The sequence below is a fragment of the Streptosporangium sandarakinum genome, from assembly GCF_050942225.1.
Lineage (GTDB): Bacteria > Actinomycetota > Actinomycetes > Streptosporangiales > Streptosporangiaceae > Streptosporangium > Streptosporangium nondiastaticum.
Window position 1 is genome coordinate 1,237,989 of record NZ_CP192034.1, and the last position, 13,848, is coordinate 1,251,836.

Annotated in this window: 15 protein-coding genes; 12 read left to right on the forward strand and 3 right to left on the reverse strand. The window is 74.8% G+C overall.

The annotated features are described in order from the left end of the window. The 12 genes from ACQP10_RS05985 to ACQP10_RS06040 all read left to right on the forward strand — a co-directional run bounded on the left by ACQP10_RS05985 (window position 1) and on the right by ACQP10_RS06040 (window position 10,503). Entirely contained in the window at window positions 1-756 is a 756-nt protein-coding gene (locus tag ACQP10_RS05985; protein ID WP_179819508.1) for a hypothetical protein, read from the forward strand. Beyond that, the gene (locus ACQP10_RS05990; RefSeq protein WP_392571274.1) at window positions 753-2,054 is read left to right on the forward strand and encodes a CpaF family protein; all 1,302 of its coding nucleotides are present in this window, start codon (window positions 753-755) and stop codon (window positions 2,052-2,054) included. The genes ACQP10_RS05985 and ACQP10_RS05990 overlap by 4 nt, the downstream gene beginning before the upstream one ends. Further along, a complete protein-coding gene (locus ACQP10_RS05995; RefSeq protein ID WP_433541016.1) occupies window positions 2,051-2,935 on the forward strand; it encodes a type II secretion system F family protein in 885 nt (294 codons plus the stop codon). Before ACQP10_RS05990 ends, ACQP10_RS05995 begins: the two co-directional genes overlap by 4 nt. Continuing rightward, complete coding sequence (locus ACQP10_RS06000; RefSeq protein WP_179819505.1) at window positions 2,932-3,867, forward strand: type II secretion system F family protein; 936 nt, start codon at window positions 2,932-2,934, stop codon at window positions 3,865-3,867. Before ACQP10_RS05995 ends, ACQP10_RS06000 begins: the two co-directional genes overlap by 4 nt. A 2-nt stretch (window positions 3,868-3,869) precedes the next feature. Beyond that, a complete protein-coding gene (locus ACQP10_RS06005; RefSeq protein ID WP_179819504.1) occupies window positions 3,870-4,142 on the forward strand; it encodes a hypothetical protein in 273 nt (90 codons plus the stop codon). Then, window positions 4,132-4,548: a TadE family protein gene (locus ACQP10_RS06010; RefSeq protein WP_312873163.1), complete on the forward strand. Its 417-nt coding sequence runs from the start codon at window positions 4,132-4,134 to the stop codon at window positions 4,546-4,548. The genes ACQP10_RS06005 and ACQP10_RS06010 overlap by 11 nt, the downstream gene beginning before the upstream one ends. Then, on the forward strand, window positions 4,545-5,048 hold the full coding sequence (locus ACQP10_RS06015) for a TadE/TadG family type IV pilus assembly protein (RefSeq protein ID WP_433541017.1): 504 nt from the start codon (window positions 4,545-4,547) through the stop codon (window positions 5,046-5,048). Before ACQP10_RS06010 ends, ACQP10_RS06015 begins: the two co-directional genes overlap by 4 nt. Before the next feature lie 116 nt (window positions 5,049-5,164). Further along, complete coding sequence (locus ACQP10_RS06020; RefSeq protein WP_179819502.1) at window positions 5,165-5,566, forward strand: pilus assembly protein TadG-related protein; 402 nt, start codon at window positions 5,165-5,167, stop codon at window positions 5,564-5,566. Window positions 5,567-5,700: 134 nt separating this feature from the next. Continuing rightward, entirely contained in the window at window positions 5,701-7,287 is a 1,587-nt protein-coding gene (locus ACQP10_RS06025) for a hypothetical protein (protein WP_433541018.1), read from the forward strand. Between the two features lie 1,022 nt (window positions 7,288-8,309). Next, entirely contained in the window at window positions 8,310-8,726 is a 417-nt protein-coding gene (locus tag ACQP10_RS06030) for a bacterial transcriptional activator domain-containing protein (protein WP_433541881.1), read from the forward strand. 173 nt (window positions 8,727-8,899) lie between these two features. Next, on the forward strand, window positions 8,900-9,577 hold the full coding sequence (locus ACQP10_RS06035) for a hypothetical protein (RefSeq protein WP_179819500.1): 678 nt from the start codon (window positions 8,900-8,902) through the stop codon (window positions 9,575-9,577). Further along, window positions 9,574-10,503, forward strand: coding sequence for a hypothetical protein (locus ACQP10_RS06040; protein WP_218911672.1), 930 nt, complete (start codon window positions 9,574-9,576; stop codon window positions 10,501-10,503). Before ACQP10_RS06035 ends, ACQP10_RS06040 begins: the two co-directional genes overlap by 4 nt. A 110-nt stretch (window positions 10,504-10,613) precedes the next feature. On the opposite strand, the gene ACQP10_RS06045 is transcribed toward ACQP10_RS06040, so the two are convergent. The 3 genes from ACQP10_RS06045 to ACQP10_RS06055 all read right to left on the reverse strand — a co-directional run bounded on the left by ACQP10_RS06045 (window position 10,614) and on the right by ACQP10_RS06055 (window position 13,750). Then, a complete protein-coding gene (locus tag ACQP10_RS06045; protein ID WP_179819498.1) occupies window positions 10,614-11,126 on the reverse strand; it encodes a methylated-DNA--[protein]-cysteine S-methyltransferase in 513 nt (170 codons plus the stop codon). Continuing rightward, window positions 11,123-12,625, reverse strand: a complete 1,503-nt coding sequence (locus tag ACQP10_RS06050; protein WP_179819497.1) for a DNA-3-methyladenine glycosylase 2 family protein — start codon at window positions 12,623-12,625, stop codon at window positions 11,123-11,125. The genes ACQP10_RS06045 and ACQP10_RS06050 overlap by 4 nt, the downstream gene beginning before the upstream one ends. A gap of 183 nt (window positions 12,626-12,808) precedes the next feature. Then, entirely contained in the window at window positions 12,809-13,750 is a 942-nt protein-coding gene (locus tag ACQP10_RS06055; RefSeq protein WP_179819496.1) for an NYN domain-containing protein, read from the reverse strand. Between the last annotated feature and the right edge of the window lie 98 nt (window positions 13,751-13,848).

Below are 13,848 nucleotides of genomic sequence, written 5' to 3' on the forward strand. Positions count from 1 at the left end.
GTGGCGCTCATCGTGCTGGCCGCCGACAAGGGCGCCCCGGGCGTGACCACGGCGGCCACCGCGCTCGGCGCCGTCTGGCCGCACCCGGTGCTGCTCGCCGAGTGCGACCCGGCCGGGGGAGACCTCGCCTACCGCCTCCCGGCCGCCGACGGCGGGGTCCTCAACCCCGCCCGGGGACTGCTGACCCTGGGCGCCACGGCCCGCCGCGGCCTGCGGCCCGAGCAGATCCACGAGCACACCCAGAAGATCATCGGTGGCCTCGACGTGCTGGCCGGGCTGACCCACGGTGAGCAGGCCGCCGGGCTCACCTGGCTGTGGGGGCCGCTCGGCCGGGCTCTGGCCGCGGTTCCGGGCGCCGACGTGCTGGCCGACTGCGGCCGCCTCGGCGGGCACCCGCAGACGGCCGAGCTGGTCGCCGAGGCGGAGCTGGTGCTGCTGTTCACCCGGGCGAGCCTCGACCACGTCGCCCACCTGCGCGAGCGCCTGCACGTCATGCCCCGTGACCCGCAGATCGCGGTCGTGGTGATCGCCGACCCCCGCCAGTACCGCACGGCCATCGAGGAGGTCCGCCGGATCGTCACCGCCACCGGCCGCCGGGTCGCCTTCGTCAGCGGCCTCGCGCACGACCCCAAGGGCGCCGAGCTGCTGCGCGGCCAGTGGGGCGGCCGGCTGGACCGCTCTCTGATCATCCGTACGGCGCGCGAGCTCGCCGCCCGAGTCGTCGCCACCGTCCGAGCCCCGGAGCCGGCCGTATGACCGTCGACCACACCCTGGTGAAGCGCTTCCGGCAGGAGGTCGGCGACCGCCTGGCCCACCAGCGACGCCTCGACCAGGCCAGCGGCCTGGCGCCGATGACCGGCGAGGACGAGCGCCAGTTCGCCCGGGCGCTGATCGCCCAGGTGCTGGAGGAGTTCGCCCGCGGCGAGATCGGTGTCGGCCGTACCCCGCCCACGGCCGAGGAGGAGGAGGCGCTCGCCGCCGGCATCCACGCGGCCCTGTTCGGCGTCGGCCGCCTGCAGCCGCTGCTGGACGACCCCGAGGTCGAGAACATCGACATCAACGGCTGCGACCGCGTCTTCGTCGGTTACGCCGACGGCCGGGAGGGCCTGGCCGAGCCGGTGGCCGACAGCGACGACGAGCTGGTCGAGCTGATCCAGATCCTCGCCGCCTACAGCGGCCTGTCCAGCAGGCCGTTCGACACCGCCAACCCCCAGCTCGACCTGCGCCTGCCGGACGGCTCCCGCCTCTCGGCGGTCATGGACGTCACGGTCCGCCCGGCGGTGTCCATCCGCCGCGCCCGGCTGGGCAAGGTCTTCCTCAGCGACCTGGTGGGCAACGGCACGCTCACCCCGGAGCTGGGCCGCTTCCTGGCGGCCGCGGTGGCCGCGCGGAAGAACATCATGATCTCCGGCTCGACCAACGCCGGGAAGACCACCCTGCTGCGCGCGCTGGCCAACGAGATCCCGGCCGCCGAGCGCCTGATCACGGTGGAGCGGGCCCTGGAGCTCGGCCTCGACCAGTTCCCCGAACTGCACCCCAACGTGGTCGCCTTCGAACAGAGGCTGCCCAACTCCGAGGGCCAGGGCGAGATCAGCATGGCCGAGCTGGTCCGCCGCTCCCTGCGCATGAACCCCTCGCGGGTGATCGTCGGCGAGGTCCTCGGCGACGAGATCGTCACCATGCTCAACGCGATGACCCAGGGCAACGACGGCTCGCTGTCCACCATCCACGCCAACTCCTCGATGGAGGTCTTCAACCGCATCGCCACCTACGCCCTGCAGGCGACCGAACGGCTGCCGATCGAGGCCACCCACATGCTCATCGCGGGCGCGATCGACTTCGTCGTCTTCATCGAGAAGCGCAACGAGTACGCCGCGGGCGGCCGGCTGCGCCGGTTCGTCTCCAGCGTGCGCGAGGTGGCGGGCGTGGACGGCCGGGTGCTGTCGTCGGAGGTGTTCGCCCAGGCGCCCGACGGCCGGGTCGTGCCGCACGCCCCCCTGTCGTGCGCCGAGGAGCTGGCCCGGCACGGCTACGACCCGGGAGGCTGGTCATGATCGCCGTCCCGCCCGGGCTGCTCGACCCGCTGGTGATGCTCGCCGGCGCGGCCGTCGGCGCGGGCCTGTTCCTGCTGGGCCTCGCCCTGTACGGCATGCGCCCCCGCCCGGCCATCCCCGGTCGCGGCCCCCGCCGCAAGGAGGTCCTGCGCGCCCTGTCCACCCGCTCGGCGGTCGGCGCGATCGCCGGGGTGGTCGTACTCGTGGTGACCGGCTGGCCGGTCATGGCGGTGGGCGCCGTCCTGCTCGCCCTGGGCTGGCGCGGCCTGTACGGCGGCGCGGCCGAGGAGCGCACCGCGATGCGGCGGCTGGAGGGGCTGGCGGCCTGGACCGAGTCCCTGCGCGACACCATCGCCGGGGCCGCCGGACTGGAGCAGGCCATCCCCTCCTCCATCCGGGCCGCGGCTCCCACCCTCCGCCCGCATCTGCGCTCCCTGGTGGACCGCCTGCACACCCGCATGCCGCTGCCCGACGCGCTGCGGCTGTTCGCCGACGAGCTCGACGACCCCTCGGCCGACCTGGTGGTGGCCGCGCTGATCCTCAACTCCAAGCTGCGCGGGCCGGGCCTGCGCGACGTGCTGGGCGCGCTGGCCGTGTCGGCCCGCGAGGAGCTCGACATGCGCCGCCGGGTCGAGGCCGAACGCCGCTCCACCCGGCGCAGCGTGCAGATCGTGGTCGGCACGGCCGTCGCCTTCGCCGTCGCCCTGGTGGTGTTCAACCCCTCCTACGTCGAGGAGTACGACAGCACCCTCGGCCAGGCCGTGCTCGTGGTGGTCGCCGGGTTCTTCGGAGCCGGGTTCGCCTGGATGCGCCGCCTGGCCCGCTTCGACAAGCCGGCCCGGCTGCTGGGCCTGCCGTCCACGGGGGAGGTGCACGAATGACCGAGGGCGTGCTCGCCGGCGGCGTGCTGGGGCTCGGCCTGTTCCTGCTGGTCCGGGCGCTGTTCCCGGCCCGGCCCGGCCTGGTGACGCGGCTGCTGGCGCTGGACGCCGCCCGGGAGGGCACCGACGCGCCGCGCGCCCGGCTCGTCCTGCCCGACGAGGAGGTCAGCGCCTTCCGGCGCTCCCTGGGGGAGCGGCTGGCGCGCTTCTACGCGGCGCGCGGCTGGGAGGCCCGTTCGGCCCGGGCCGACCTCGCGCTGCTCGGCAGGTCGTTCGAGGGGTTCCTGGCCACCAAGGCGTTGCTGGCCGCCTCCGGGCTGCTGGCGTTCCCGCTGCTGGTGGGCTGGCTGGTGCTGATGGGGTGGGGCATCTCGCTGACCGTGCCGCTGTGGGCCGCGCTCGCGGTCGCCGGGGTCTTCTTCGTGCTGCCCGATCTTCAGATCAAGAGGGACGCCGCCCGGATGCGCCGTGACTTCCGGCACGTCGTCGGGGCCTTTCTGGATCTGGTCGCGATGAACCTCGCGGGCGGGCGCGGCGTGCCCGAGGCGCTGATGATGGCGGTCTCGGTGGGCAGCCCGAACGCCGACGACGACGGCGCCAACTGGGCGATGGCCCGCATCCGCGAGGCCCTGGGCAACGCCCGGATCGTCGGCATCACCCCCTGGCAGGCGCTCGGGCAGCTCGGCGACGAGATCAACGTCGACGAGCTGCGCGATCTGTCCGCCGCGCTCGGGCTGGTCGCCGACGACGGCGCCAAGGTCCGCACGTCCCTGACCGCCCGCGCCGCGACCCTGCGGCGCCGCGAGCTCGCCGAGGTGGAGGGGCAGGCCGGCGAGCGCTCGCAGTCGATGCTCGTCGCCCAGCTCCTGCTCTGCGCGGGCTTCGTGATCTTCCTGAGTTACCCGGCCGCTATGAAGATGTTGGGGTCCTGACCATGCTGAGCAACCATCCGTGGATCGTCTATACGGCCGCGTTCCTGAGCACGAGGATCGAGCGGGCCCGCAACGCCCCCACCCGGGGCGCCTCGGCCGTCGAGTGGGTCATCATCACGGCGATCATCGCCGGGGTCGCGCTCGGCCTGGCCACCCTCATCAAGACCCTCGTCGAGGGCAAGCAGGCCGAGATCTCCAACCAGTTCGGCGGGGGTGGAGGCGGCGGCGGTGGGGGCGGCGGGGAAGGGGCCGGCGGTGGCTTCGGTGACGGCTGAGCGTCGCCGAGAGCGAGGGGCCGCCGCCGTCGAGCTGGCGATGATCATGCCGGTGGTGCTGGCGATCATCCTGCTCGTCGTGCAGTTCGCCCTGTGGTTCCACGGGCGGCAGGTCGCCGACGCCGCCGCCAGGGAGGGGGCCCGCCTCGCCCGGATCGACACCGACTCCTGGGAGTCGGACGCCACCTCCCGGGCCGAACAGGTGCTCCGGGCGGTCGGCCCGAAACTCCTGGAGGGCGCCGCCGTGACGGCGTGGGACGAGAACGGCCGGCGCGGCGTCGAGATCACCGCCACCGCGGTCCAGGTGGTCCCGCTGCTGCCGGAAAGGACGCTCACCATCACCGCGCGGTTCGGAGGCCCCGTCGAGTGCTTCCGGCCCGACGACGGGAGCGAGGGATGCCCGTGAGCGCCTTCGCGAGGCTCGGCGGACGGCCGCCGCCCCGGGCCGGCGGCCCGCGTCACGGCCGGCGCGGCAGGACACCCGTAGCCCGGTACGGCCGATGCGGCCGGTGCGGCGAGCGCGGCTCGCTGACCGCCGAGACGGTCCTGCTGGCCCCGGTCTTCCTGCTGTTCCTGCTGCTGCTCGTCGGCGCCGGACGGCTGGTCGAGGCCCAGGGCGAGGTCAACGGGGCGGCCAGGGACGCAGCGAGGGCCGCCTCGGTCGAGCGCTCGTTCGCCGACGCCGAGTCCGCCGCGGAACAGGCGGCGCAGGACTCCCTGTCGGGGCAGTGCGAGCCGCAGGTCAGCCTGGAGGGCAGCCGATGGGAGATGGGCGGCCGGGTCCGGGCCGCGGTCACCTGCTCCCTCGACCTGAGCTTCCTCGGCTTCGGCGCGGCCAAGGAGATCAAGGGCGACTCGGTGGTCCCGCTGGAGGAGTTCCGGAGGGTGGAGGAGGACGGCGGGTGAACGCCATGCGGCGGCGGGCACCGTGCCCCGGGCACGCCGAGCCTCCCGGTCATCCGTGGTCTCCCGGGCGTCCAGCGCGTCCCGGACCGGTCCGGCGGGCGGGCGAGCGGGGGTCGATGTCGGTCTTCACGGTGGTCTTCTCCGTGGCGGTCTTCCTGCTCGCCGGACTCCTGGTGGACGGCGGGGCCGCCATCAACGCCCGGCTGCGGGCCGCCGACATCGCCGAGCAGGCGGCCCGGGCCGCGGCCGACCGGATCGACGAGGAGACGCTGCGCGCCACCGGCCAGGTCCGGCTCATGGACGAGGGCGAGGTCTGCGCCGAGGCCGAGGAGATCGTCTCCGCCCACGCCACCGGCGACGTCCGGATCGCCGGGTGCTCCGTCGGCGCCGGGCAGGCGGAGGTCACCGTGGGGGTCACCGTCGCCTGGAAGGCGGTCTTCCTCGCCGCGCTCGGTTTTCCGGGCTCCGACATGAAGGCAGAGGCCACCGCGGGCCCGGACACCGGGGACGACGCCTGATGGCCCGCCCCGCCCCACCCGGGCACCGCCCCGGCCCGCCGCGACCGGCGAGCCATACCGATCGGGGCGTACCGCCCGCCCGGCCCCCGGGACGGGGCGAACCTGGACGAGGAGGGGAACTGAGAGGGAGAGGCATGCCACCGCGACAGCCCGTGCGCATCAGGCCCAGACGCACGCCGGGCGACGTGCTCGCCGGACTCGGCGCGCTGGTCCTGCTGGTCGCGCTCGTCGGCGGGGTCCCCTACGCCCTGCTGCGGCTGGCCGGGCCGCCCGTCCCTCCCGAACTGCTCGACCTGGACGTGCTGACCAGCCAGGTCGGCACCAGCACGATCATCGCGATCCTGGTGCTGCTGGTCTGGCTCGCCTGGCTGCAGCTGACCGCCTGCGTGATCGTCGAGGTCTACGCCGGGATACGCCGGGTCGGCATGCCGGCCCAGGTCCCGTTCTCCGGCGGCACCCAGGCGCTGGCCAACCGGCTGGTCTCGGCGGCGCTGCTGCTGTTCACCGTGTCGGCGGTGGTGGTGCCGATCGCCCGGCCCAGCGGCCCGCCGCCCCGTCCCCCGGTCGCCGCGGCCGCCGCGGACGCGCTGTCGGCCCTGCCGGCCCCGGTCTCCGGGGAGCAGCGGGCGCCGCTGGCGCCGGTCGCGAAGGTCAAGAAGGTGTACGTGGTGCAGCCGCCGCACGGCCGCCACCACGAGAGCCTGTGGGAGATCGCGGAGAAGTGCCTGGGCGACGGCCGCCGTTACCCGGAGGTCTACCGGCTCAACCAGCACAAGGAGCAGCCCGACGGCAGCCGCCTGCACATGGCCGACCTGATCAGGCCCGGCTGGGTGCTCGACATGCCGGACGACGCCAGGAACGTGCACGTCGTCCCGGTGGACCAGCCGCGCGACGAGACCCTCAAGGATCATCCGTACAAGCCCGCCGAGCTCGACGGGCGCACCCAGCACGTCACGCCCGGCACCCGGGACCTCCCGGCGGGGGAGGAGACGCGGACCGGGAGGCACGCGGAGGTCTCCCCTCCCCAGGACACCTCGGTCCTGCCCGGCGACGGCTCCGGCGACCGCCGGACCGGCGAGGGGACCGTCACCACGCGGCCCGGCGACTCCGGCCGTGCGGAACGGCCCGCCCCCGCCGAGACCGGCCGCGGCACCGCGGAGCCGTCCCGGACCGGTGAACGCGGCACCGCGGAGCCGTCCCGGACCGGCGAGCGCACCGACCCCGCTCGGACCGGTGAGCACGCCACCGGGCGGGAGCACGCGCCGGGCGACCCCGGCAGCGGGAGCGCCACGGAGCGGCCGGTCCCCCTGACTGGGCCGCCGAGCCCGAGACCGGGGCGCCGCTGCTCGACTACCTCGCCGGGGCCTCCCTGCTGGCGGCCGGGGTGCTGGCCGCACTCGGCGGCAGGCGCAGGCGGCAGCTCTGGGAGCGGGCGCTCGGCCGCCGGGTCGTCCGGCCGCGCGACGACGCCGCCGAGGCCGAGGTCGCGCTCCGGATCGGGGCCGACGCGCCGGGCAGCCGGATGCTCGACCTCGGGCTGCGGCTCCTCGGCAGGTCGCTCGCCGAGCAGCGGCGCGTCCCGCCGACCGTCTACGCCGCGTACCTGTCCGCGCAGACCCTCGACCTGTGGATCCACCCGCCGCAGGAGGACGCCCCCGCCCCCTGGGTCTCCTGCGACGGGGGCCAGGTCTGGCGGCTGCCCGCCCAGGAGGGCCGGATGATCGACGAACGGTCCCTCGCCGACGCGCCCGCGCCGTACCCGGGGCTGGTCTCGCTCGGCTCCAACGGCGAGGGCCGGGTGCTCGTGGACCTGGAGGCGGCCCACGGCCTGATCAGCCTGAAGGGGGAACGGACCACTTCGGCGCTCGCCGCGCTCGCCGTGGAGCTGGCCACCAACCGCTGGTCCGACCGGATGCGCGTCACGCTGGTCGGCTTCGGGGAGGAACTGGCCGTGATCGCCCCCGACCGGATCCGGTGCGCGGGCACCCTCGCGGACGTCCTGCCCGAGCTGGAGGCCACCGCGAACGAGCGCGGCCACGGCGACGACGTGCTCACCGGCCGGATCCACGGCCGCGCCGCCGACCCGATCTGGCCGCCGCACTACGTGCTGTCCGCGGTCGCCCCCACCGCCGAGGAGGGCCGCCGCCTGGCGCTGCTGGCCAGGAAGGGCGTCCGGACGGCAGCCGGGTACGTCGTGGCGGGCGAGGCGCCGCACGCCACCTGGAACTGGGAGATCACCGAGGACGGCCGGGCGCTCGTCGACGCGCTCGGCTTCGACGTCACCGCCCAGCTCCTGCCCCGCCGCCACTACCGCTCCCTGGTGGAGCTGTTCCGCACGGCCGAACGGCTCGACGGCGAGCCGCTGCCCGACGAGCCGGAGCCGCAGCCGGCCGCGGGGGCGCCCTCGGTCGAGGTGCGGATCCTCGGCCCGGCCGAGGTGCTCGGCCCGCCGCCGATGGAGGAGGGCCGCGCCGCCCTGGCCGTGGAGCTCGTCGTCTACCTCGCGACCCACCCGGGCGGCGTCCACCCGGTCGTGCTGGGCGGCATCCTGTGGCCGCGCGGCGTGCAGTCCGCGGTCCGGGACGCCACCATCGCCCGGGTCGTGGACTGGCTGGGCACCGACCGTTCCGGCCGGCCCAACCTCCACACCGACGACGCGGGCCGGCTCCGGCTGGGCCCGGAGGTGCGGACCGACTGGTCGCTGTTCCGCGCGTTCGCGCGCCGGGCGCAGGCCGACCCGACCATGCGCGCCGTACTGCTGGAGAAGGCCCTGGGCCTGGTGCGCGGCCCGTTGCTCGCCGACCGCCCGCGCGGCCGGTACGCCTGGCTGGCCGCCGACGACCTGGAGTACGACGTGACCGCCGCCGTCGCCGACGCCGCCCACCGGCTCTGCGAGGTACGGCTGGCCCGCGGCGAGGCCGACCGGGCCGTCGGCGCGGCGCGGGCCGGGCTGCTGCTCGCCCCCGACGACGAGGGGCTCTGGCGGGACCTGCTGAGGGCCACCCACCTCACCGGCGACGCCGCCAGGCTGCGGGCCGTGGCGGACGGCCTGCACCGGCGCTCCGACCGGCCCGGCGGGGGCGGGATGGCGCCGGAGACCGAGGCGCTCATCGACGAACTGCTGCCCTCGTGGCGGGTGCGTTCGGCGCCGTCGGCATGACCGGTCGGAAGCGGTACGGCGCCGCCGGGCGGGGAGCGCGGTGGCGGCCGGGAAGAGCCGGAGACGTGGAAGGACGAGGGACAGGGATGACCGGGGACGGAGGGAGAGGCGGAACCATGCTGATTCGTGCATACCGGTGGTTCCGTGCGGCGGGCGCTCCTAACGTGACCGTCATGCGAGCGTTGGCCGCGCTGGCCCTGGCCGCGCCGGTGGGCTGCTCCTCGCCGCCCGCCCGGCCGTTCACCCCCGTCGACCTCCCGGCCGACCCGCCGGGCGCGTCGCGGGACGCGGCGGGGAGCCCCGCCCCGGAGGGCACGGGCGGTCCTCGGCGCACGGACGGCGCCGTCTCCGGGCCGAAGGAGGAGACCATCGTGATCTCCCCCGACGTGCGGGTGGTGGTCGAGTGGCCCGCGGTGTCCGACCCCGACACCGCGGGGATGGTCAAAGCGCTCCGCGACTACCGCGCCGGGTCGTACAGCGCGGTAGTCACCCGGGGCGCCGACACCGCCTACCTGAACGCGATGCGGGACGAAGGGGCCTGGCAGGGCCGCGAGTGGGTGGGACGGTTCCTGGAGCACCACACGTCGCTGCGGGGCGTCTCCCGGATCTACGCGATGAACGTCGCCGCGGCCGACGGCCGCGGGGCGACCTTCAAGGCGTGCATCGACGAGACCGGCATGCGGCTCCTGGACGCCGGCACGGGGAAGGCGGTCCGCCGGCAGCCGTCCTGGACCAGGAGGCCGTTCCTGCAGACCGCCGGGATGCGCCGCGGCGACGACGGCGTCTGGCGGATCGTTCTTCTCCAGTACGAGGAACTGCCCGGCGAACCCGCGAAGGGGTGTCTTCGATGATCGTGAATGTGGCCGTCGCGGGCCTGCTCCTGCTCGCCCCCGGCCCGCAGCCGGACGGCGGCGGTGGCGGCGGGGTCCGGACCAGCCAGAGCGGCAACACGAGCAGGATCGAGCTGTACAACTCCCAGATCCGCCTGTCCGGGTCCGGTCTGGGCGCCAAGAGCGACGGATACCAGGTCAAGCGCCACTGCTGGTACGAGCCGGGCAACAACGCCGAGGACGAGATGAACTTCCGCAACGGCCGTCAGCAGCGCGCGGAGAAGACCTGGGGCGAGACCCCCGACGACGCCTACCTGGACAAGTACAAGGACAAGGTGGGCCAGGAGGGCCGCTGGTGGCACGTCGCGCACGACGGCACCGACGCCGGGGTCGCCTGCTTCGGCGGCATGGAGCCCGAGATCTGGGTGCCGCCGAACACGACCCCGCCGAACGGGATCACCATGCAGGAGCTCCTCGACATCGCCCGCGCCGCGCTGACCGTGCCCGAGCCGAAGATCAAGCTGAACCCCGACGTCAAGAGCTACGTCAACCTGCCGACCTGGGTCTGGCTCGACGACGCCGGCCAGACCACCAGGTCGGTGACGGCCACGATCCCGGGCTACATGAGCGCCACGGTGACCGCGAACCTGAACGACATGACGATCAAGTCCGGGACGACCGACGACCGGGCCAAGGTCATGACGGACTGCGGGCCGACCGGCAAGCCGTACGCCAAGGGCGGGGAGTTCACCTGCGGCGTCCAGTACCTCCACGCCTCGGTCGACCAGCCGCGTCGCGTCTACGAGCTGACGGTGACCTCGGTGTGGGAGGTGACGGCCCAGGGGCAGGGCGGCGTCGTGCCCTTCGCCTACGACCCCATCCAGGTCGGCGCGACCCGCGACGTCGAGGTGGGCGAGGTGCAGAGCACCGTCACCGGGACCGACTGAGGTACGGAGCACGTCGCCGGGCCGGCCGGGATCGCGGAACGGGCACGGGCGGCGGGCCGTACCGCGTCCCGGCGAGTCCCGTCCCCGGCCGGTCCGGGCGGTGCGGGTGGTCAGCCGAGGGCCTTCTCGTGGGTGAGCAGCCACTGCTTGACCGGGGTGCCGTAGTAGTAGCCGCCGAAGCCCCCGATGGACGGCAGGACGCGGTGGCACGGGACGAACGGCGCGATCAGGTTCTGCGCGCACGCCCCGCCGGCCGCCCGGGCGGCCGTCCTCGGCATGCCCGCCCGTTCGGCTAGCTCGGCGTAGGTGACCGTGGTCCCGGCCGGGACCTCCCGCAGCGCGGTCAGCAGCCGTTGCCGCCCGGGCGACCCCGGCTGGGACACCTCGACGGTGTCGAGTGCCGTCAGGTCGCCGTCCAGATAGTCGCGTACGGCCCGCGCCGCGTGGCCCAGGTCGTCCACCCTGGTCAGGCCGTGAGCCCGCATCGCGGGTGAGAGCCTGGCGAACATCTCCTCCGGGTCGGCGGTGAAGCCGGCCGCGACGAGGATCCCCTCGTGCGAGAGCAGCGACAGCGGTCCGGTCGGGGTGGGCAGGACCTGCGCCTCGATCGTCGTAGTCGTCATTCTGAACTCCAAAGGTGCAGCGCGGCGTAGGCCCGCCAGGGCCGCCACCGCTCGATGTGATCTTCGGGAATGCCCAGGCTCACCATGGCGCGCCGCAGCCCGAGGTCTCCCCGGGGCCAGGCGTCCGGGTCGCGCAGGGCGCGCAGCGCGATGTAACCGGCCGTCCACGGGCCGATCCCCGGCACCTCCAGCAGCCGGGCGACCGCCTCGGCCGGTTCCTGCGCGCCGTCCAGGTCGATCTCGCCGCCGGCGACCTTCGCGGCGAGCGCACGCAGCGTGGTCACCCGCCGCCCGGTCAGCCCGAGCCCGGCGAGGTCGGCCTCGGCGAGGTCGGCGGCGGTGGGGAACAGGAGGTTCGGACCGCCCGCGCCGGTGCCGCCCGCGCGGGTGCCGTTCGCACCGGTGCCGTTCACCTCGCCCGCGCCGCCGGCCGCACCGATCGCACCGATCGCGCCGCTGATCTCGCCGCCGGCCGTACGGCCGGCACGCGCGGTGAGGCGGCCCAGGATGGTGCGGGCGCCCGCGACGGAGATCTGCTGGCCGATCACGGCGCGGACGGCGGCCTCGAAGCCGTCCCAGGCGCCGGGGACGCGCAGCCCGGGCCGGGCTGCGACCAGCGGCGCGAGAGCGGTCGCGCCGAGGGCGTCGGAGATGGCCGCGGGATCGGCGTCGAGGTCGAGGAGGCGGCGGGCACGGGCGACGACGCGGGCCAGGTGGCGGGTGTCGTCGAGGGTGACGTCCAGCCGGACGTGGTCGGGGAGCGGGGTGAGGGTGATCGTCCCCTGGGGCACCGCGCGGCTGTAGGAGATCTCGTCGGCCCGCTCCAGCCCGGGGATCGCCCGCGCCGCCAGGAACCGCATCAGCGCCCCGGCCTCGTACGGCTCGCGCCGGTGCAGCCGGAGCGTCAGCGCGTTGCCGGAGGCGGCGCGGCCCGCGGTGGCCCGCAGCTCGCCGGGGGTGAAGCCGTAGGTCTCCTTCATGGTCGCGTTGAACTGCCGGACGCTGCCGAAACCCGCGGCGAACGCCACGTCGCTGATCGGCAGCCCGGTCTCGGTCAGGAGCTGCTTGGCCAGCAGCAGGCGCTTGGTCCTGACCACGGCCAGCGGCCCCACGCCGAGTTCGGCGGCGAACAGCCGGTGCAGGTGCCGCTCGGTGATGTGCAGCCGCCCGGCCAGCCGGGTGATCCCGCCGTCGTCGGCCGCCCCCTCGTCGATCAGGCGGAGCGCCCGGCCCACCAGGTCGCCGCGGTGGTCCCAGCCGGGGTCGCCGGGGCTGAGCTCCGGCCGGCAGCGCTTGCAGGGCCGGAACCCGGCGGCCTCGGCGGACGCCGCGTGGCGGTAGAAGCGGACGTTGCGCGAGGTCGGGGTGCGCGCCGGGCAGACCGGGCGGCAGTAGATGCGGGTCGTGGTGACCGCCGTGTAGAAGCGCCCGTCGAAGCGGGCGTCCCGGGCGGCCACCGCTCGGTAACAGGAGTCGAAGTCGAGCTCTGTCGTGGACACACCTGAAACGCTAGTCCCAGCACAGGCGGGACGGCTGGCGGGAATCGGACGCGACCGTGGATCGGGTCCGGGAGGCGGGACCGGACCGGGGCCGGAGCCGGCGGAGCTGGGATCGGCGGGACCGGGACCGGGCCCGGGACGCGGGACCGGACCGGAGCCGCGCCGGGGGAACCGGGATCGGGTTCAGCGGGAGGAGATGCCCACTCCGATCTCGAACTCGCGGTAGACGCGGGCCCAGAAGCCGTCGCGGAGCCACACCCGGGCCTCGGGATAGGGGCGCAGCGAGTGGCCGAGCTCCTTCTCCGCCTCGATCAGCAGCTCGGTGTCGATCACCGTGGGCAGCAGCGGGCCCGGCAGCAGGTCGCGGATGTTGTCGCGGCCGCGGGTGAGGATCCACTTCTGGGCCACGTGCTCGCCGACCTCCTCGACCCGCGGGCGGCTGGGCCCGAGCTTGGCGGCCTGGCCGGGGGAGACCTTCGGCTTGATCGAGGCGGGCGTCCGCCCGGCGAAGACCTGGGCGGGGGAGGGGGTGGCCGGGACGACCGGGACCGGGGCGGGGGCGCGGCTGAAGAAGGAGCGCAGGAAGTCGGCGCTGATGATCTCGACCGTGTCGGCCTCCCAGACCAGGCGCTCGGCCTGGTTGGTGCCGTACGGCGGCTCCACCCCCCACAGGTGGATCCGCACGCCGTACGCCTGGGCGGCCTCGACGGCGGGGACCATGTCCTCGTCCCCGGCGAGCAGGATCGTGTCGCTCACCGCGTGGTGGCGGGCCAGCGCCTCCAGGTCGCTGCGGATCTGCGCGTCCACGCCCTTCTGCTGCCCGCGCGCGTTGAGGTTGCCCAGGCGCACCTTGACCCACGGGAGCTGGGCGATGACGCGCTGGTCGACGGTCGGCACCCGGTCACGGGCGGCGTCGTACCAGTAGATCCGCAGCAGCTCGCCGTGGATGCGCGTCTCGGCGTGCTTCTGCAGCGCCTGGATCAGCTCGTCGGCCGCGACGCGGTATTCCTTGCGCTCCTTGGCGCCAAGCAACACCTCCCCCGCCGCGGCGTACAGGTATCCCACGTCGACCAGGACGGCGTACTTCGCGATGACGGGGTGCGAGGTGAGGTCCAGGATGGTCATGTCGTCCTCCAGGCCTCGGACTAGCTGATCGGCTGGCTATATGCGCCCATTTCTTAGATAGTCCCAACTCTCGTGCGGCTTGACACCCTGTTCCCGAG

What these genes read in the sequence shown, in the direction of transcription:
- ACQP10_RS05990 (WP_392571274.1), top strand. Translation starts at nt 753, where the DNA reads ATGACCGTCGACCACACCCTGGTGAAGCGCTTCCGGCAGGAGGTCGGC.
- ACQP10_RS05995 (WP_433541016.1), top strand. Translation starts at nt 2,051, where the DNA reads ATGATCGCCGTCCCGCCCGGGCTGCTCGACCCGCTGGTGATGCTCGCC.
- ACQP10_RS06000 (WP_179819505.1), top strand. Translation starts at nt 2,932, where the DNA reads ATGACCGAGGGCGTGCTCGCCGGCGGCGTGCTGGGGCTCGGCCTGTTC.
- ACQP10_RS06005 (WP_179819504.1), top strand. Translation starts at nt 3,870, where the DNA reads ATGCTGAGCAACCATCCGTGGATCGTCTATACGGCCGCGTTCCTGAGC.
- ACQP10_RS06020 (WP_179819502.1), top strand. Translation starts at nt 5,165, where the DNA reads ATGTCGGTCTTCACGGTGGTCTTCTCCGTGGCGGTCTTCCTGCTCGCC.
- ACQP10_RS06025 (WP_433541018.1), top strand. Translation starts at nt 5,701, where the DNA reads ATGCCACCGCGACAGCCCGTGCGCATCAGGCCCAGACGCACGCCGGGC.
- ACQP10_RS06030 (WP_433541881.1), top strand. Translation starts at nt 8,310, where the DNA reads ATGCGCGCCGTACTGCTGGAGAAGGCCCTGGGCCTGGTGCGCGGCCCG.
- ACQP10_RS06035 (WP_179819500.1), top strand. Translation starts at nt 8,900, where the DNA reads ATGCGAGCGTTGGCCGCGCTGGCCCTGGCCGCGCCGGTGGGCTGCTCC.
- ACQP10_RS06040 (WP_218911672.1), top strand. Translation starts at nt 9,574, where the DNA reads ATGATCGTGAATGTGGCCGTCGCGGGCCTGCTCCTGCTCGCCCCCGGC.
- ACQP10_RS06045 (WP_179819498.1), bottom strand. Translation starts at nt 11,126, where the DNA reads ATGACGACTACGACGATCGAGGCGCAGGTCCTGCCCACCCCGACCGGA.
- ACQP10_RS06055 (WP_179819496.1), bottom strand. Translation starts at nt 13,750, where the DNA reads ATGACCATCCTGGACCTCACCTCGCACCCCGTCATCGCGAAGTACGCC.